Raw genomic sequence first — 17,817 nt, 5'->3', positions numbered from 1 at the left:
ACGTTGTCGCTGTTGACGACGAGGCTGGTGGTGGCCTTGCCGACCGCGGCGCCGCCGACACGGAAGTACACGTCGTGCAGCGAGGTCGGGTTGGCCGCGTGCGACGCCGACGAGCCGGTCGGACCGACCTCCATCAGCGTCTGCGAGTTGGTGGTACCGGCGTCGAAGAGCACACCGGCGACCTTCACACCGTCGACGTCGGCGACCCGCATCGCGGTGACGCCGTTGTCGGGGATGAACGTGGCCAGGCCCAGGCCCAGCACGACCGTGTCGGGACGGTTCACCTGGAGCGTCTGGTCCAGGTGGTAGACGCCCGGCGTGACCAGGAGGTTCTTCCCCTGGGCGAGCGCGGCGTTGATCTGCGCGGCGGTGGCGCCCGGCTTCACGACGTAGAAGGTGTCCATGGACAGGGAGGAGCCGGCGGGCGAACCGTTCGCCCAGCTGGTCCCCGTCGAGTTGGACCGCAGAGAGGGCACGAACACCTGGTAGGCGCCATTGCCGTCGACGTACAGGAACGGCTTCTCACGGCTGACCGGGGTCTGCGCCACCGTGGTGACCGGCGGGCTCGGGAAGGTCGTGGCGGGTGCGCCCTGGCTGCCGACGAAGACCATGTTCCAGTTGGAGCCGGTCCAGCTGCCGAGCTGCGAGTTGCGGGTCAGCCACTGCTGCTGGCTGCCGGAGTTCACCTGGCCGTCGACCTTGCTGTCGGCGAGCAGACCACCGCTGGACCAGCCGCCGTCGTCCAGCGCGAGGTTCCCGCGCAGATGCATACGGCGGTACGACGCCGCCTGTGAGACCGCCCAGCGGTCGCCGCCGTTGGTCGGGTTGACCGACAGGTTCTCCGCGCCCCGCCAGAAGTTCTGCGTGGCGTTGCCCTGGAACCAGTCGGCCTCGGCGTGCACCGCGCCGTTGACGGTCACCGCGTCGGGCGACAGACCGAGGCCCAGCACCTGCGTGTAGAAGCCGACGTTGACGTCCGCGCTGTAGGAGCCCGGCTTGAACATCACCGCGTAGCGCTGGGAGCCGAACTGGTTCGTCTCCTGCTGCTGGAAGATGCTGTTCAGCCGGCTCTGGATCGTCGAAGCCGACATCGACGGGTCGAAGACGACGACGTTCGGACCGAGGTCCGGGTTGGCCGTCTGGGCAACGGGAACCACCTGGAAACGCTGGGCGGCGCTGCCGTTGCAGGTGTACTGCACGAACTGCACGCTGTCCGCGGTCGACGCGGCGGGCACGTCGAGGCACTTGCCGCTGTTGCGGTTGACGAAGTGGTAGGCGCCGCCGCCCTCGTCGACCGGCAGCCACTGCTGGTTGGCGCCGCCGCCGTAGGCCCACAGGTGCACCGGCGCGTTGTCGGCCGTGGAGACCTCGGAGACGTCCACGACCTGGCTGGTGTTGTTGCGGTTGTTGATGCTGACGTAGCCGCCGCCGACATCGCTGAAACTCCACTGCTGGGCCGTGGAGTTGTTGCACGCGTACTGCTGCACAACCGTGCCGTTGGCGGTGCCGGCCGCCTGGGCGTCCAGGCACCTGCCGCTCGCGGCGTTCATGACGGTCGCCCAGTCGGTGGGCAGGGCCGCGACCGCGGCCTCGGCGGTGGAGGCGGGGACCGCCGTCAGGAACGACGCGGCGGCCGCCGTGACCAGCGCGGCCGCGAGGGTTCTGCGATGCCCCTGGGGAGAGGGGCGGGTGAGACGGAACACGGAGTTCTCCTGGCCGGCACGGAGTCACGTCAGGGCGACGCCGCACCGGCGGATGGTGGGGACGGCGGAAAGGGAGGATGGCCGCGTTGGCCGGGCCGGCCGGGTCGGGCTCGTGCGCCTGACCCGGCCTCTCGGACCGGTCGCGTCAGCCGGTGTACGCGCTGAAGACCCGGGTGAACTCCCACGCGGACTGCCCGACGCCCGAGCAGCTGTCGGCGGGCCCGCCCGTGCAGGGCCGGTCACGGTTGGCGGACCAGAAGGTCAGCCGTGCCAGGTGGTGCTGCTGCGCGTAGGCGAGCATGGTCCGGAAGTCGGCCACCGTGACCGTCTCGTTCTGGTCGGTGATGCCGTTCATGGAGGAGATGCCCATGAGCCGGTAGGCCTGGTCGTCGCTGTAGCCGTACGCGCTCTTCAGCGAGTTCTTCAGACCCTCGGACGCCGACACCGTCAGATTGCCCATGTTCTGGCCCGCGCCGCCGAAGTTGAACGGCATGATCGTCCAGGCGTCGACGGTCAGAGCCGAGCGCGCGGCCCGGTTGATCAGGCTGGTGTCGGGGCCGTTCTGGCCCGTGCCGATCGTGACGAAGACCTTCAGGCCGGGGTTGTTGGCCTTCACGGTCTTCAGCGCGTCGACCGTGCGCTGCTGCACGGTCGGGTTGTTGTAGGCGTCGGCTTCGAGGTCGATGTCGATGGCCTTGAGCCCGAAGGCGCTGATCACCCGCTGGTACGCGGCCGCCAGCTCGCCGGCGCTGGCGCAGGAGCTCTCCAGCTTGTTGCCGCTCCAGCCGCCGAAGGACGGGACGACGTCGCCGCCGTTGGCCCGCGCGGTGTTGATGGTCTGCTGGTCGGCGCCGCCGGTGAGGGCGCGCGAGCCGTCCCACTGCGGGTTGCAGTAGCCGTTGCTCAGCACGAAGGCCAGCGTGAACCACTTCACGCCGGTGGCGTTGGTGATCGTGGTGGGGCTGGGCGGGGAGCCCCAGCCGTTGTACAGGTAGGGCGCCACGGCCATCGGCGCGGACGGTGTGCCGCCGTCGCCCGGCGCGGGCGCGCTCCACTTCTGGTTGGCGGCGCCGGTGCAGCTCCAGATCTGGGCCCGGGTGCCGTTGGCGGAGTTGTTGCCGGTGACGTCGAGGCACTTGTTGGCCTGCGGGTTGACTATGTCGCCCGCGGAGCTGACGGTCCACTTCTGGTTGTTGCCGCCGCCGCACGACCACAGCTGGACCGTGGCCCCGTTGGCGGTCGAACTGCCGGTGACGTCAAGACACTTGCCCAGCGCGCGGACGGTCCCGTCGGTGCCGACGGTCCACTGCTGGGCGGCGGTGCCGTTGCAGTCGTAGATCTGGACGGGGGTGCCGTCGGCGGAGTTTGCGCCGGCGACGTCGAGGCACTTGCCGGCGAGGCCCGTGATGGTGCCGGTCGCGGCCTGCGCGGGGGAGGCGGCCAACAGGCCGGTGGACAGGGTGAGAGCGCTTACCGCCAGGATGGCGGACAGGGGGAGAGACCTGGCTCTGGCCATGGTGGGGGTGGCCTTTCGCGAGGGTGGGGGCGCCCGGAGGTGTGTTCACGTCGTGAACGGCAGGGCGCACGCACGAGATGGGGGTCGCCCGGTGAAACTAAAGGTCCGGACCACTTCCGTCAAGATATGAAGTAAGAAGTGAGGGAAGGGCGTTGCCGCGGCGCGCCTCCTGGCACCCTCCGACATGCGGTCCCACCCGGTACGGCACCCGTGAATGTGCCGCCCGAGTGCTCTTTTTCCTCAACCCCGGGCATTCGTTTACTCGACGGCAGGGCTCCCCGTGGTAATCGTGACGGGCCCGCTTCCCTACGCATGCATGGTGCCGCCGACATGACCAACATCCCGCCCGCCCTCCTCCGTCGCGACGTGGACGTGCAACCCGGGAGACTCGCGATGCTCGGCGACGCGGTCTTCGCCATCGCGATCACCCTGCTCGCCCTCGACATCCGCGTGCCGGAGGGTCTGCCCGAGTCCGAGGTCGCACACGCGGTCCGTGAGGCGGTCCCCGAGATCGGCGGCTATCTCCTCAGCTTCGCCGTCATCGGCATCCTCTGGCTGGTCCAGCACGGCCTCGTCCGCCAGATCGCCGTGGTCGACCGCTGGCTCCTCTACGGCTACTTCGTCCTCCTCGCCGTCGTCGCCGCCCTGCCCTTCCCGACCCGCCTGCTCAGCGAGTACGGCGACACCGTCGTCGCGACCGTGATCTACGCGTCCTCCATCACCGTGGCCCTCGGCCTGATGCTCGGGATGTACCTCCGGCTGCTGGCCGTACCCGCCCTCGCCGCCACGCACGCCACCCCCGCGAAGCTCAAGGACTCGGCCCGCAGCGGTCTGGTCATGGTGCTGGTCTTCGGCACGTCGATCCCGGTGGCGTTCGCCTCGCCGAGCGGCGCCAAGTACTGGTGGCTGCTCGCCTTCCCGGCCAGGTTCGTCTTCCGGGGCCCGCGCGACACGGGACGGCAGCCCGCCGGGGCCTCGGGGCACGGCGCCTCTGGGGACTCCACGCACGGCCCCTCCGGGGACTCCGGGCGCGGCTCCTCCGGGGACTCCGGGCACGGCTCCTCCGGGGACTTCACGCACGGCCCCTCGGGGGACTCCGGGCGCGGCTCCGCCGGGGACTCCGGGCGTGGGCCCGCCGGGGGTCCGGCGCAAGGCCCCTCCTAGGGATCGGTCCGGCCCGCGCGGAACTCGGGGACGAGCCGCCGCGCCGAGCGCCTACCCTTGTTGGCATGACCAGCAGCAGCGACCGGAGCACGGCAGTGGAAGCTCAGGGAAACCGCACGTACGAGATCCGCACCTACGGGTGCCAGATGAACGTGCACGATTCCGAGCGATTGTCCGGGCTGCTGGAGGACGCCGGATACACCCGCGCCCCTGACGGCTCCGACGGCGACGCCGACGTCGTGGTCTTCAACACCTGCGCGGTCCGCGAGAACGCCGACAACCGGCTGTACGGCAACCTCGGCCGCCTCGCCCCGAGGAAGACCTCGCGCCCCGGCATGCAGATCGCCGTCGGCGGCTGCCTCGCGCAGAAGGACCGCGACACCATCGTGAAGCGGGCCCCCTGGGTCGACGTCGTCTTCGGCACGCACAACATCGGCAAGCTCCCGGTGCTGCTGGAACGCGCGCGCGTGCAGGAGGAGGCGCAGGTCGAGATCGCCGAGTCCCTGGAGGCGTTCCCGTCGACCCTGCCGACCCGCCGCGAGAGCGCGTACGCCGCGTGGGTCTCGATCTCCGTCGGCTGCAACAACACCTGCACCTTCTGCATCGTCCCGGCGCTGCGCGGCAAGGAGAAGGACCGCCGCCCCGGCGACATCCTCGCCGAGGTCGAGGCACTGGTCGCCGAGGGCGTCTCCGAGATCACCCTGCTCGGCCAGAACGTCAACGCGTACGGCAGTGACATCGGCGACCGCGAGGCGTTCAGCAAGCTCCTGCGCGCGTGCGGCGCGATCGACGGCCTGGAGCGCGTCCGGTTCACCTCGCCGCACCCGCGCGACTTCACCGACGACGTGATCGCGGCGATGGCCGAGACCCCGAACGTCATGCCCCAGCTCCACATGCCGTTGCAGTCCGGCTCGGACCCGGTCCTCAAGGCGATGCGCCGCTCCTACCGCCAGGACCGGTACCTCGGGATCATCGAGAAGGTCCGCGCCGCCATCCCGCACGCCGCGATCACCACCGACATCATCGTGGGCTTCCCCGGCGAGACCGAGGAGGACTTCCAGCAGACCCTGCACGTGGTCCGCGAGGCCCGCTTCGCGCAGGCGTTCACCTTCCAGTACTCCAAACGCCCCGGCACCCCCGCGGCCACCATGGACGGCCAGATCCCCAAGAAGACCGTCCAGGAGCGCTACGAACGTCTCGTCGCCCTCCAGGAGCAGATCTCCTGGGACGAGAACAAGCAGCAGGTCGGCCGCACCCTGGAACTGATGGTCGCCGAGGGCGAGGGCCGCAAGGACGGCGCCACCCACCGGCTCTCCGGCCGCGCCCCCGACAACCGCCTGGTCCACTTCACCAAGCCGGACGAGGACGTCCGCCCAGGAGACGTGGTCACGGTCGACATCACGTACGCCGCACCCCACCACCTCCTCGCCGAGGGCCCGACCCTCAAGGTCCGCCGCACGCGCGCGGGCGACGCCTGGGAGAAGCGCAACGCCACCGAGGCCGCCAAGCCCGCCGGCGTGATGCTGGGCCTGCCGAAGATCGGCGCCCCGGCCCCGCTCCCGGCCACCACGGGCAGCGGCTGCGGCTGCGACTAGTAGCCGGCAGGGGCTGCGGTTGCGGCTGCGACTAGTAGCCACCATGGGCTGCGGCTGCGGCTGCGGCTGCGGCTGCGGCTAGCCGGCACGGGCAGCGGTTGCGGTTGTGGTCGCGGCCAGCCGGACCGGGTCGCGGCTGCGGGTCGCGGCCGGCCGGACCGGGCAGCGGCGGAGACGGTCGGACGTCGCCTCGCGCGCGTGCCGGAGTTACCCTGCCGATCATGCTTGTCGCCGCCGCAGTCTGCCCCTGTCCGCCCCTGCTGGTGCCCGAGGTCGCCTCGGGCGCCGCACCCGAGATGGACGCCGCGCGTGCCGCCTGCGTGGACGCGCTGGGTGTGCTCGCCGCGGCGCGCCCCGACCGGCTGGTCGTCGTGGGTCCGGCGGCGGAGCGGGAGTCCGGTCCCTACCCGGAGGGCACCCGCGGCTCGTTCCGGGGCTTCGGGGTGGACCTCGGCGTACGGCTCGGGCGTGAGACGAGCGAGACCGGCGGCGCCCGCACCCTGCCCGTCTCCCTCTCCGTCGCCGCCTGGCTCCTCGAACGGACCGGCTGGGCGGACGCCCCGATCGAGTCACTCGCCGTGGGGGAACCTCTCGACGCCGAGCGGTGTATCAGCATCGGAAGGGAAATCGTTGGGGAGGCCGCCGCGGCCGAGCGGGTGGCACTGCTGGTGATGGGCGACGCCAGCGCGTGCCGCACGCTCAAGGCACCCGGCTACCTGGACGAGCGCGCGGAGCCGTACGACGCGGCGGTCGCGCGGGCGCTCGGCACGGCCGACATCGAGGCGATCAGGGGGCTGGACCTCAGACTGTCCCGGGAACTCAAGGCGTCCGGCCGCGCCCCCTGGCAGGTCCTCGCGGGGGCGGCGGAGCACGCCGGGCTGTCCGGCGCACTGCTCTACGACGAGGCGCCGTACGGCGTGGGGTACCTGGTCGCGACCTGGTCGTAGGTCACAGGGACCCGGCGCGGAGCGGAAACGGCCGACGGCCGCGGGCCTGTGGGCTCCGCGGCCGTCCGCCGGTCGCTGCGCGGCTGTGGGCGCCGCCGTTCAGGACGCCGGCGGCGGGGTGCCGCCAGGTCCCGTCGGGCCGATGCCGCCCGGGCCGGTGGTGCCGGTGTCTCCCGGCCCGGCGGTGCCCTCCGGGCCTTCCTTGTGCGCGAGCCGGTCCATGGCGCCCTTGGCCTTGCCGGAGCCCGTCTGGATCTTCTCGCTGTACTTGCCCTTGGTCCGCTCGTCGACCGTCTTCGCGGCCTTGTCGATGCCGGACTGGATCTTGTCCCCGTGCTGTTGCGCGAGGTCCGACACCTTGTCCTTGGCCGGGGCGAGCTTGGCCTTCAGATTGTCCAGGAGACCCATGGTCCACCTTCCTAGCGGGCGATTCCTATGTGCGGGCGCCCTCGCCGGCCTCGTTGTCGGCCGCCTCCTCCGCGGACTGCTGCTTCGGAATCTCGACGGGCTCGGCCGCCGTACCCTCGGCGTTCCGCGCCGCCGGCTCCTCGGCCACCGTCTCCGCCGCGGCCCGCTCCGGCTCCTTGTCCGGCCCGGCCGCCTGCGCGTCCGTGCTCTCGGAACCGGTTGCCGCGGCAGCGGCCCCGACCTCGGCTGCCGACGTCTCCTCCGTGGTCTTCGACCTCCGAAGAAGTCGCGCAAAAACGCCCATATCCACTCCATACGTTACTCGTGCGGGCGAAATCCCGCGTCGCCCGGTACGTCCGATTGCGTCGCCCGGGTCACCGCCTCTCGCAGAACGGCGGCGAAACCTCGCATCGGGCAACGAACCCGCACCCCCGTCGTCACGTAACTCGTTCGGGATCACGTCCCGAGGTTTGCGAGACTGGTGCGGTGAGCAGCGCACCCCCCGCCCCGCGAGTCATCGCCGTCGTCGGACCGACCGCGGCAGGAAAGTCCGATCTGGGCGTGTTCCTCGCCCGGCAGCTCGGCGGCGAGGTCGTCAACGCCGACTCCATGCAGCTCTACCGTGGGATGGACATCGGCACCGCCAAGCTGACGCCCGACGAGCGGGCCGACGTGCCCCACCACCTCCTGGACATCTGGGACGTCACCGTCACGGCCTCCGTCGCCGAGTACCAGCGCCTCGCGCGTGCCCGGATCGACGCACTGCTCGCCGAGGGCCGCTGGCCGATCCTCGTCGGCGGCTCCGGCCTCTACGTCCGCGGAGCCGTGGACAACCTGGAGTTCCCCGGCACCGACCCCGAGGTCAGGGCCCGGCTGGAGGAGGAGCTCGTGCTGCGCGGCTCGGGGGCGCTGCACGCCCGTCTCGCCGTCGCCGACCCGGAGGCCGGGCGGGCGATCCTGCCCAGCAACGGCCGCCGTATCGTCCGCGCCCTGGAGGTGATCGAGATCACCGGCAGACCCTTCACAGCGAATCTTCCCGGCCACGACTCCGTCTACGACACGGTGCAGATCGGCGTCGACGTCGCGCGCCCGGAGCTCGACGAGCGCATCGCGCGCCGGGTCGACCGCATGTGGGACGCGGGACTGGTCGCGGAAGTGACGGCCCTGGAGGCGCAGGGCCTGCGCGCGGGGCGTACGGCGTCGCGCGCACTCGGCTACCAGCAGGTTCTCGCGGCACTCGCGGGGGAGTGCACGATGGAGGAGGCGCGTGCGGAGACCGTACGGGCCACCAAACGCTTCGCGCGCCGCCAGGATTCATGGTTCAGACGCGACCCCCGGGTGCACTGGCTCAGTGGGGCTGCGGCGGACCTCACAGAACTTCCGCAGCTCGCACTGGCGTTGGTCGAACGACCGGTCACAGCCTGATCACGTCATGGCATCGGGACGACGAGGCCGTCATCCGGGCCTTCGGGGCCGTGCCATCATCGAGCTTCGATCGACCAGTGGAGTCCGAGTTGGGAGGGCGCGTGGCGATGGAGGCCGGCCCTCGCGACACCGCACAAGACACCGAACCCGTCACCGCCGACAGCAGCGGCAGGCCGGAGCCGGAGGACCTTCGTCTGAGCCCCGACGGACCCGATGAGACGCCGGACGGGGTGACCGAGGACGGCCCCGAGCCCGAGGAGATGTTCACGGGCGGCCCCGAGGTCGAGGTGGAGCTGCGGCCCCAGCGCCGGCTGCGGATCTGGCAGCTCGCGCCCATCGTGGGCCTGGCCGCGGTCGGCTCTCTGATGTTCGCGTTCCCGCTGGCCTTCGACTTCGGCGACAGCGGCGCGGTGATCGCGATGCTGGGCCTGCTGATCTGCTCCTGCGCCGCGGGCTGGGGCATGATGGCCGCCCGCCGCGTCGGACACACCTGGCCCGGCCTGCCCCAGCGCGGCTCCGGCCGACGCCTCGACTGGCGGGTCGTCCTGGCCTACACGCTGGTCGTCGCGGCCGTGGTGGTGCTCGCCGTGTGGCGGGTCGCCCGGCTCCGCTGAGCCATCGTACGGCGTCGGCGCCACCCCGTACGATCGAGGAATGAGCACGCGGATCGCCTTCCTCAAGGGGCACGGGACCGAGAACGACTTCGTGATCGTCCCGGACCCGGAGAACGCCGTAGAGCTGCCCCCGGCCGCCGTCGCCGTCCTGTGCGACCGCCGCGCGGGCATCGGCGGCGACGGACTGCTGCACGTGGTCCGGTCCGCGGCACACCCCGAGGCCAGGCACATGGCGGCCGAGGCGGAGTGGTTCATGGACTACCGCAACGGCGACGGCTCCATCGCCGAGATGTGCGGCAACGGCGTCAGGGTGTTCGCCCGCTACCTCCAGCGCGCCGGTCATGCCGCCGAGGGAGACCTCGCGGTCGCCACCCGCGGCGGTGTGAAGACCGTGCACATCGCCAAGGACGGGGACATCACCGTCGGCATGGGCATCGCCCTGCTGCCCGAGGGCGACGTCACGGTGAGCGTCGGCGAGCACAGCTGGCCCGCGCGGAACGTGAACATGGGCAACCCGCACGCGGTCGCCTTCGTGGCCGACCTCGCCGAGGCCGGGCCCCTCCTCGCGCCGCCCCCCTTCAGCCCGGCCGGCGCGTATCCGGACGGGGTGAACGTGGAGTTCGTCGTCGACCGGGGCCCTCGGCACGTGGCGATGCGGGTGCACGAGCGCGGTTCCGGCGAGACCCGGTCCTGCGGCACGGGCGCGTGCGCGGTCGCCGTGGCCACCGCCCGCCGCGACGGCGCCGACCCGGCCGTGACCGGGACCCCGGTGACGTACACCGTCGACGTCCCCGGCGGCCGGCTGGTGATCACCGAGCGCGCGGACGGCGAGATCGAGATGACCGGCCCCGCCGTGATCGTCGCCGAGGGCGAGATCGACACCGAGTGGCTGGACGCGGCGCTGCGCTGAGCGGCTCGGCCGGCCCAGGTCGCCGAGTCGATCCCCGCCGTCGACCTCCCTCGCCGAGGACCGGCATCGACCACGCGTCCGACTCCCGGTCACCACAGTCACCGTCCATGTGCAGAAAGCACCGATGTAAACCTCCGGACGGTCGCTCGAATGGGTGATCCGTTTCACGCTCGGCGGGAGGCGGTCAGTCGGGCGTGGTGGGCTCGATAGCATCAAGCACCGGCCCGGACGGGGGACGGTCGCCCGCCCCTGAGCCGTGTCCGCCATGGGGCACCCCGTCCGCCGGTCGACGCAGCCGGAGGTGCCCATGAGTGCGGAGGCCACGAACCCCGCGAGCCCAGGCCCGCTGACGGGCCCCTTGCAGGGTTCCGCGGCAACCCCCGCCCGCAGGAAGGCCCGCCCGCGGATCGACCTGCGCAGGCTGGGCCGTGCCGCACTGCTGGGCTCACCCGCCCGCGGCCGGCTGCCCGACGCCATCGGCCATGTCGTCGAGGCCCACCGGGCCCATTACCCCGACGCGGACCTCGAACCCCTGCGCAGGGCCTACGTCCTGGCCGAGTCCTCGCACCGCGGACAGATGCGCAAGAGCGGCGAGCCCTACATCACCCACCCGCTCGCCGTGACCCTGATCCTCGCCGAACTCGGCGCGGAGACCACGACGTTGACCGCCTCCCTCCTCCACGACACCGTCGAGGACACCGATGTGACCCTTGATCAGGTCGGTACGGAGTTCGGCGCGGAGGTGCGCTTCCTCGTCGACGGCGTGACCAAGCTGGAGAAGGTCGACTACGGCGCCGCCGCCGAGCCCGAGACCTTCCGCAAGATGCTCGTCGCCACTGGCAACGATGTCCGGGTCATGTCGATCAAACTCGCCGACCGGCTGCACAACATGCGCACCCTGGGCGTGATGCGCCCCGAGAAGCAGGAGCGCATCGCCAAGGTCACCCGCGACGTCCTCATCCCGCTCGCCGAACGTCTCGGCGTCCAGGCCCTGAAGACCGAGCTGGAGGACCTGGTCTTCGCGATCCTGCACCCCGAGGAGTACGCGCACACGCGGGAGTTGATCGACGAGAACGCCGCCCGCGCGGACAACCCCCTCACCGAGATCGTCGACGACGTCCGTGCGGTCCTCCAGGACGCCGACATCGCCGCCGAAGTCCTCATCCGGCCCCGGCACTTCGTCTCCGTGCACCGAGTGGGCCGCAAGAGAGGGCAGTTGCGGGGCTCCGACTTCGGGCGCCTGCTGGTCCTCGTCAACGAGGACGCCGACTGCTACGCCGTCCTGGGCGAGCTGCACACGTGTATGACCCCGGTCGTCTCGGAGTTCAAGGACTTCATCGCCGTACCGAAGTTCAACCTCTACCAGTCGCTGCACACCGCCGTCGCCCGCCCCGACGGACAGGTCGCCGAAGTCCTCATCCGCACCCACCAGATGCACAAGGTCGCCGAAGCCGGCGTCGTCGCGCTCGGCAACCCCTACGCCCTTCCCGCCGAGGAGTCCCCGGCCGAGGGCGAACGGATCGACCCGACCCGGCCCGGCTGGCTCTCCCGGCTCCTCGACTGGCAGCAGGGGGCGCCCGACCCCGACACGTTCTGGTCCACCCTGCGCGAGGACCTCGCCCAGGACCGCGAGATCACCGTCTACCGCCCGGACGGCGGCACCCTCGGCCTGCCCGACGGCGCCACCTGTGTGGACGCCGCCTACGCGCAGTACGGCGAGGACGCGCACGCGTGCATCGGCGCCCGCGTCAACGGCCGCCTGGCGACGCTGAGCACGGTTCTCACGGACGGTGACACGGTCCAACTGCTCATGGGCCAGGACCCCGCCTCGGAGCCGTCACGCGAGTGGCTGGAGCACGCGCACACGCCCGCCGCGCGGATCGCCATCCAGCGCTGGCTGTCGACGCACCCGGCACCGGCTCCCGAGCCCGCGGACGCCGAGGAGGCGCCGCCGCTCGCCGGGACATCCGCGCGGCCCGCGGCCGACGCCACCGCCACCGCCGCCGCGCCGTCGTCGGTACGGCCCGCCGCCAACATCGTCGTCGACCGGCCGGGCGCGAGCGTCCGGCTCGCCGGGTGCTGTACGCCCGTACCGCCCGACGACGTCGTCGGCTTCGCCGTACGCGGGGGAGTGGTGACCGTGCACCGCGCGGAGTGCGCCGCCGTCGCGCGGATGCGGGGCACGGGCCGCGCGGAGGTCGGGGTGCACTGGGGCGAGGCGACCGAGTGCCGGGTGACGCTGGTAGCCGAATCGTTCGGCCGCCCGCACCTGCTGGCCGACCTCACGGAGGCCATCGCCCTGGAGGGCGCCGAGATCGTCTCCGCGACCGTCGAACCCCCCACGCAGCAACGCGTCCGCCACACGTACACCCTCCAACTCCCCGACGCCGCCCAACTCCCCGCCCTCATGCGCGCGATGCGCAATGTGCCGGGGGTCTACGACGTGAACCGGGCGCGGCATCCGGCCACGGCGTCCTGAGGGGGCGGGGGCAGTGGGGGCTCTCCAGGAAGGGACCTCTAAAAGGACTCCCTTAAAGGGTCTCTCTAAGAGGGGTGTTCCCGACCGCCCTCTTCAAGAGAGGTGTTCCCGATCGCCTTCTTCAAGAGGTGTGTTCCTGACCGCCCCCTAGGGTGTGGGGTTGGGTGCCTTCCCCCATCCGCCCCCTCGCCCACCCCGCAAGGCGGCCCCGTTCGAGTGGGCCCGGCGCGCGTCGCCACCGTCGCGCGGGCGCGCGCTGGTAGCGGTGGTTCATGTCGCACACCCCCCGCACCCCGATCACGCTCCGCGCCCGCCGGGCCGGGGCTCCCCGCCGGCTGAAGTCGGCCCTGCTCGCCTCGGCCGTCTCCGTCTGCCTCGTCGCCGCGAGCGCCCCGGCGACCCCGCTCGGCGTCGGCGACCGGCTCTTCCCGCACCTCGGGAACCCCGGCTACGACGTGGCGTCGTACGACCTGGCCTTCACCTACTCGGGCAGCAACAGCGAGCCCCTCCAGGGCGTCACCACGATCGACGCCTTCACGACCCGGCAGCTCGACACCATCAACCTCGACTTCACCCAGGGCGAGGTCGAGTCCGTCGAGGTCGACGGCAAGGCCGCTGCGTCCACCGGGGCGGGCGAGGACCTCGTGATCACCCCCGCGGACGCGCCGGCAGAGGGCGAGTGGATGCGGATCACCGTGCGGCACACCAGCAACCCCGTGCCGCCGGCCGGCCGCAGCACCGGCTGGGTGCGGACCGCGGACGGACTGGCCATGGCCAACCAGGCGGACGCCGCCCACGCGGTGTTCCCCTGCAACGACCACCCGTCCGACAAGGCCCGCTTCACCATCCACGTCACCGCCCCCGACGGCTACACGGCCGTCGCCAACGGTCTGCCGACCGGCGTGGCCCGCGCGGGCAAGGCCGCCACCTGGAGCTACCGCAGCCAGCACCCCATGGCCACCGAACTCGCCCAGATCTCCATCGGCCGCTCCACCGTGCTGCACCGCACCGGCCCGCACGCCCTGCCCGTACGGGACGTGGTGCCCACCAAGGACCGCGAACTGCTCGAACCCTGGCTCAAGAAGACCCCGGACCAGATCGCCTGGATGGAGAGCAAGGTCGGGCCCTACCCCTTCGAGACGTACGGCCTCCTCATGGCGGACGCCTCCACCGGCTTCGAGCTGGAGACGCAGACGCTCTCCCTCTTCGAGCGGGAGCTCTTCACCGAGCCCGCCTACCCGGAGTGGTACGTCGACTCGATCATGGTCCACGAGCTGGCCCACCAGTGGTTCGGCAACAGCGTCACCCCGCGCGTGTGGTCCGACCTCTGGCTCAACGAGGGACACGCCACCTGGTACGAGGCGCTCTACGCGGAGGAGAAGGCGGGCCGCGGAATGGAGGCGCGGATGCGGGCCGCGTACAGCGCCTCCGACCGCTGGCGCGCGGCCGGCGGCCCCCCGGCGACCCCCAAGGTTCCCGCACCCGGCGACAAGGTCGGCATCTTCCGTGCCAACGTCTACGACGGCTCCGCGCTGATCCTCTACGCGTTGCGCCAGGAGATCGGCACCCCGGCCTTCGAGAACCTCGAACGGTCCTGGGTGAGCCTCCACAAGGACGGCGTCGCCAGCACCCAGGACTTCGTCGACATGGCCTCCACGACGGCGGGGCGCGACCTCGGCGGGTTCTTCGAGGCCTGGCTGCACGGCGAGAAGACTCCGCCGATGCCTGGGCACCCCGAGTGGAAGTCGGCCGCACCGGCCCCCGCGAAGTAGCGCCGCACCAGCCCCTGCGAAGCAGCGCCGCTCCAGCCTCCTCGAAGTAGCGCCGGGACCGACCGGACCGCCGGCGAATAACACCGTGACGAGACGAGTCGTGCCGTGAGACCATCGACTGGTCGGCGGCACGGACTGGGCGTGAGTCCCCTGGCCACGGGAATCCCCGGGCGGTCCCGAGCGTTGAGCAGGGTGACGGAGAAGGTTCGGAGCCCCCGCTCACGGCCCGCCGCCGACCACGGAACCCCAACGACGTAAGGACCCAATGACCTCCTCTTCTTCCCCTTCCCAGGACACTGAGCGCTTCGTGTACGGCAACCCCGAAGGCCTTCGGGCCGATGCCCTGATGGAAGAGGACGTCGCCTGGAGCCACGAGATCGACGGAGAGCGCGACGGCGACCAGCTCGACCGCTCCGAGCGCGCGGCCCTGCGCCGTGTGATCGGCCTCTCCACCGAACTCGAGGACGTCACCGAGGTCGAGTACCGGCAGCTCCGCCTGGAGCGTGTGGTACTCGTCGGCGTCTGGACCTCGGGGACCGTGCAGGACGCGGAGAACTCCCTCGCGGAGCTCGCCGCCCTCGCGGAGACCGCCGGCGCCCTTGTCCTCGACGGCGTGGTCCAGCGCCGCGACAAGCCCGACGCCGCCACCTACATCGGCTCCGGCAAGGCCGAGGAGCTGCGCGAGGTCGTGCTCGAAACGGGCGCGGACACCGTCATCTGCGACGGTGAACTCAGCCCGGGCCAGCTCATCCATCTCGAAGACGTCGTCAAGGTCAAGGTCATCGACCGTACGGCCCTGATCCTCGACATCTTCGCCCAGCACGCCAAGTCCCGAGAGGGCAAGGCACAGGTCGCGCTCGCGCAGATGCAGTACATGCTGCCGCGACTGCGCGGCTGGGGTCAGTCGCTGTCCCGTCAGATGGGCGGCGGCAAGGGCGGCGGCCTCGCCACCCGTGGTCCCGGTGAGACCAAGATCGAGACGGACAGGCGCCGGATCCGCGAGAAGATGGCGAAGATGCGCCGGGAGATCGCGGAGATGAAGACCGGCCGCGACATCAAGCGCCAGGAGCGCCGGCGGAACAAGGTGCCCTCGGTCGCCATCGCCGGCTACACCAACGCCGGCAAGTCGTCGCTGCTCAACCGCCTCACCGGCGCCGGCGTGCTCGTCGAGAACGCGCTGTTCGCCACCCTCGACCCGACCGTGCGCCGGGCCGAGACCCCGAGCGGCCGGCTCTACACGCTCACGGACACCGTCGGCTTCGTCCGGCACCTGCCGCACCACCTGGTCGAGGCGTTCCGCTCCACCATGGAGGAGGTCGGCGACGCCGATCTGATCCTGCACGTGGTGGACGGTTCGCACCCGTTCCCGGAGGAGCAGCTGGCCGCCGTGCGCGAGGTGATCAGGGACGTCGGCGCCACCGACGTACCGGAGATCGTCGTGATCAACAAGGCGGACGCGGCCGACCCGCTGGTGCTTCAGCGGCTCCAGCTCATCGCCAAGCGGTCCATCGTGGTCTCGGCCCGCACCGGCGAGGGCATCGACGAACTGCTGGCACTCGTCGACAACGAGCTGCCGCACCCGGCGGTGGAGATCGAGGCACTCGTGCCGTACACCCACGGCAAGCTGGTGGCCCGCGCCCACGACGAGGGCGAGGTGCTGTCCGAGGAGCACACCGCGGAAGGCACCCTGCTCAAGGTGCGGGTGCACGAGGAACTGGCGGCGGAACTCACGCCGTACGTCCCGGCCCCGGCCGCCTGAGCCGTGATGCTTCGCTGAACGACAGCGCGAAGGCCCGCCCCCGATCGTTCTGGGGGCGGGCCTTCGCGCTGTTCGGACAACCGCCGGCGCTACTGCCCGCCGTACGTCTCGCTCATGTACTCGTACACCGTCTGCGCGTCCTGGCCGAGCTGCGGCCCGGCGAGCCAGGTGTTGTCGGTGGGGCCGATCGACGTGTTCGAGACCAGCTTCGTCTCACCGTCCACCACCCGGAACCAGCCGCCGCCCGACGAACCACCGGTCATCGTGCACCCGATCCGGTACATCGTCGGCAGGCTCGCGCTCAGCGACAACCGGCCCGGCCGGTCGAGGCACTTGAACATCTGCGACCCGTTGTACGGCGGCCCCGCCGGGTAGCCCCAGGCACCCATGCTGTCCACCTCGGCCGCCTCCGGCGCCGAGAAGTCCACGTCCAGCGCGGCCCCGACCGTCTCCTCCAGCGACTTCGCGCCCTGCTCCGGCTTGACGTGCAGCACCGCGTAGTCGTACGCGGCCCCGTCACCGCCGGTCTCCGAACCGCCCTGGATCCAGCCGTTCGACGTCGAGACCCAGTCCGCCCACCAGTTGCCGTACGGCGCGACCTCGACGGCCGCCGCACTGCCCAGCTCCGCCTCGGACCTGCCGAGGTCGTTGTAGGCAGGGACGAAGACGATGTTGCGGTACCAGCCGCCCGCCCCGCCCGCGTGCACACAGTGGCCCGCCGTCCACACCAGGTTGGACCTGCCCGGGTTGTTGACGTCCTTGATGACCGTCCCCGAGCAGACCATCGAACCCTCGGGGGAGTCGAAGAAGACCTTCCCGACCGGGGCCGCGTTGTCGTGGTACGGCGTCTTCTCGGCCTCGGCCTGCACCGGAGCGGGCTCCGGGTCGCTGACTCCCTGACCGGCCGCCGCGTCCTGCGTGGTGATCGTCTTGTCGGCCTCGTCGGCGGACAGCATGCGGTCCGGCTTCCAGAGCCCCTCGATCACCGGGTTGACGAAGTCCTTGGCCTCACTGAGCCACTTGTCCTTGTCCCAGTCCTTCCAGCCGCCGTCCTTCCAGTCGTCGGCGTCGATGCCGTGCTCCTTGAGCCTGTCGGCAAGACCGGCCGGGATCTCGACCTTGTCCTGACCGGCGGGCTGGGAGGCGTCGGCGCCTGACTTGCCACTCGCCTGATCGTCGCCCGAACCACCGCATGCGGTCATCGTGAGCGCCAGGGCAGCCACAAGTCCGGTGGCGGCGAGCAGAGTACGACGGCGCCCGCGCTGCTTGGCCGCGGGCGTGAGTGTGGAACGCATGGTGCGAATTCCCCCGTTGAAACGTGATGGTCGACAGGCATGGGGAGCCGTACGCGGCCGTCGCCGTGTTCACGGCCGACTGCGTCTCCCCGTCCGAGCGACGTCCCACTATGCCGGTGGAACGGCCCGGGACGCCCGTCCGCTTGAGTATGAAGAGCGGCGGACCGGTGAAGATTTCCGCCGACGGACCCCGGGCGGGTGTGCGCCCGCGTGCGAGCGCACACCCGGCC

Annotated in this window: 14 protein-coding genes; 9 read left to right on the top strand and 5 right to left on the bottom strand. The window is 71.4% G+C overall.

Features of this window, described 5'->3' with window-relative positions; translation table 11 throughout:
• Nucleotides 1–1,703, bottom strand: a 1,703-nt coding sequence (locus ACIQAC_RS17235) for an RICIN domain-containing protein (RefSeq protein ID WP_402191735.1), incomplete at its 3' end; no start/stop codon positions are given.
• A gap of 145 nt (nt 1,704–1,848) precedes the next feature.
• Nucleotides 1,849–3,219, bottom strand: a complete 1,371-nt coding sequence (locus tag ACIQAC_RS17230) for a lectin (RefSeq protein WP_402191732.1) — start codon at nt 3,217–3,219, stop codon at nt 1,849–1,851.
• A 330-nt stretch (nt 3,220–3,549) separates the two neighbouring features.
• Here ACIQAC_RS17230 and ACIQAC_RS17225 point away from each other — a divergent pair, with 330 nt between their 5' ends.
• From ACIQAC_RS17225 to ACIQAC_RS17215, 3 genes are all read left to right on the top strand, one after another.
• Nucleotides 3,550–4,383, top strand: a complete 834-nt coding sequence (locus ACIQAC_RS17225) for a TMEM175 family protein (protein ID WP_402191730.1) — start codon at nt 3,550–3,552, stop codon at nt 4,381–4,383.
• A gap of 65 nt (nt 4,384–4,448) precedes the next feature.
• Nucleotides 4,449–5,978, top strand: coding sequence for a tRNA (N6-isopentenyl adenosine(37)-C2)-methylthiotransferase MiaB (gene miaB / locus ACIQAC_RS17220; RefSeq protein WP_402191728.1), 1,530 nt, complete (start codon nt 4,449–4,451; stop codon nt 5,976–5,978).
• Between the two features lie 221 nt (nt 5,979–6,199).
• Entirely contained in the window at nt 6,200–6,925 is a 726-nt protein-coding gene (locus ACIQAC_RS17215; protein WP_402191726.1) for a class III extradiol dioxygenase subunit B-like domain-containing protein, read from the top strand.
• 99 nt (nt 6,926–7,024) lie between these two features.
• On the opposite strand, the gene ACIQAC_RS17210 is transcribed toward ACIQAC_RS17215, so the two are convergent.
• Entirely contained in the window at nt 7,025–7,333 is a 309-nt protein-coding gene (locus ACIQAC_RS17210) for an antitoxin (RefSeq protein WP_402191724.1), read from the bottom strand.
• A 25-nt stretch (nt 7,334–7,358) separates the two neighbouring features.
• Nucleotides 7,359–7,637, bottom strand: a complete 279-nt coding sequence (locus tag ACIQAC_RS17205) for a hypothetical protein (protein WP_402191723.1) — start codon at nt 7,635–7,637, stop codon at nt 7,359–7,361.
• 182 nt (nt 7,638–7,819) lie between these two features.
• Here ACIQAC_RS17205 and miaA point away from each other — a divergent pair, with 182 nt between their 5' ends.
• The 6 genes from miaA to hflX all read left to right on the top strand — a co-directional run bounded on the left by miaA (nt 7,820) and on the right by hflX (nt 16,292).
• Nucleotides 7,820–8,758 carry a tRNA (adenosine(37)-N6)-dimethylallyltransferase MiaA gene (gene miaA / locus ACIQAC_RS17200; RefSeq protein WP_402191721.1) on the top strand — a complete coding sequence of 313 codons (939 nt, stop codon included), beginning with the start codon at nt 7,820–7,822 and terminating at the stop codon, nt 8,756–8,758.
• A gap of 107 nt (nt 8,759–8,865) precedes the next feature.
• Nucleotides 8,866–9,372, top strand: a complete 507-nt coding sequence (locus ACIQAC_RS17195; RefSeq protein WP_402191719.1) for a hypothetical protein — start codon at nt 8,866–8,868, stop codon at nt 9,370–9,372.
• Nucleotides 9,373–9,412: 40 nt separating this feature from the next.
• Nucleotides 9,413–10,282, top strand: coding sequence for a diaminopimelate epimerase (dapF, locus tag ACIQAC_RS17190; RefSeq protein ID WP_402191717.1), 870 nt, complete (start codon nt 9,413–9,415; stop codon nt 10,280–10,282).
• A 307-nt stretch (nt 10,283–10,589) separates the two neighbouring features.
• Nucleotides 10,590–12,761, top strand: coding sequence for a RelA/SpoT family protein (locus tag ACIQAC_RS17185; protein ID WP_402191714.1), 2,172 nt, complete (start codon nt 10,590–10,592; stop codon nt 12,759–12,761).
• 272 nt (nt 12,762–13,033) lie between these two features.
• Nucleotides 13,034–14,533, top strand: coding sequence for a M1 family metallopeptidase (locus ACIQAC_RS17180; protein ID WP_402191711.1), 1,500 nt, complete (start codon nt 13,034–13,036; stop codon nt 14,531–14,533).
• Between the two features lie 265 nt (nt 14,534–14,798).
• On the top strand, nt 14,799–16,292 hold the full coding sequence (hflX, locus tag ACIQAC_RS17175) for a GTPase HflX (protein ID WP_402191709.1): 1,494 nt from the start codon (nt 14,799–14,801) through the stop codon (nt 16,290–16,292).
• A gap of 89 nt (nt 16,293–16,381) precedes the next feature.
• On the opposite strand, the gene ACIQAC_RS17170 is transcribed toward hflX, so the two are convergent.
• On the bottom strand, nt 16,382–17,587 hold the full coding sequence (locus tag ACIQAC_RS17170) for a trypsin-like serine peptidase (protein ID WP_402191708.1): 1,206 nt from the start codon (nt 17,585–17,587) through the stop codon (nt 16,382–16,384).
• Nucleotides 17,588–17,817: the final 230 nt, after the last annotated feature.

This window comes from Streptomyces sp. NPDC088387 (assembly GCF_044753385.1).
GTDB lineage: Bacteria > Actinomycetota > Actinomycetes > Streptomycetales > Streptomycetaceae > Streptomyces.
The sequence above is the reverse complement of the archived record's forward strand: the minus strand, read 5'-3'. Positions and strand labels throughout refer to the sequence as shown.

Excerpts from the sequence above, each read along its gene's own strand:
- ACIQAC_RS17185 (WP_402191714.1), top strand. The coding sequence starts at position 10,590 with ATGAGTGCGGAGGCCACGAACCCCGCGAGCCCAGGCCCGCTGACGGGC.
- dapF (WP_402191717.1), top strand. The coding sequence starts at position 9,413 with ATGAGCACGCGGATCGCCTTCCTCAAGGGGCACGGGACCGAGAACGAC.
- ACIQAC_RS17195 (WP_402191719.1), top strand. The coding sequence starts at position 8,866 with ATGGAGGCCGGCCCTCGCGACACCGCACAAGACACCGAACCCGTCACC.
- ACIQAC_RS17230 (WP_402191732.1), bottom strand. The coding sequence starts at position 3,219 with ATGGCCAGAGCCAGGTCTCTCCCCCTGTCCGCCATCCTGGCGGTAAGC.
- ACIQAC_RS17225 (WP_402191730.1), top strand. The coding sequence starts at position 3,550 with ATGACCAACATCCCGCCCGCCCTCCTCCGTCGCGACGTGGACGTGCAA.
- ACIQAC_RS17205 (WP_402191723.1), bottom strand. The coding sequence starts at position 7,637 with ATGGGCGTTTTTGCGCGACTTCTTCGGAGGTCGAAGACCACGGAGGAG.
- ACIQAC_RS17180 (WP_402191711.1), top strand. The coding sequence starts at position 13,034 with ATGTCGCACACCCCCCGCACCCCGATCACGCTCCGCGCCCGCCGGGCC.
- miaB (WP_402191728.1), top strand. The coding sequence starts at position 4,449 with ATGACCAGCAGCAGCGACCGGAGCACGGCAGTGGAAGCTCAGGGAAAC.
- hflX (WP_402191709.1), top strand. The coding sequence starts at position 14,799 with ATGACCTCCTCTTCTTCCCCTTCCCAGGACACTGAGCGCTTCGTGTAC.
- ACIQAC_RS17170 (WP_402191708.1), bottom strand. The coding sequence starts at position 17,587 with ATGCGTTCCACACTCACGCCCGCGGCCAAGCAGCGCGGGCGCCGTCGT.
- ACIQAC_RS17215 (WP_402191726.1), top strand. The coding sequence starts at position 6,200 with ATGCTTGTCGCCGCCGCAGTCTGCCCCTGTCCGCCCCTGCTGGTGCCC.
- ACIQAC_RS17210 (WP_402191724.1), bottom strand. The coding sequence starts at position 7,333 with ATGGGTCTCCTGGACAATCTGAAGGCCAAGCTCGCCCCGGCCAAGGAC.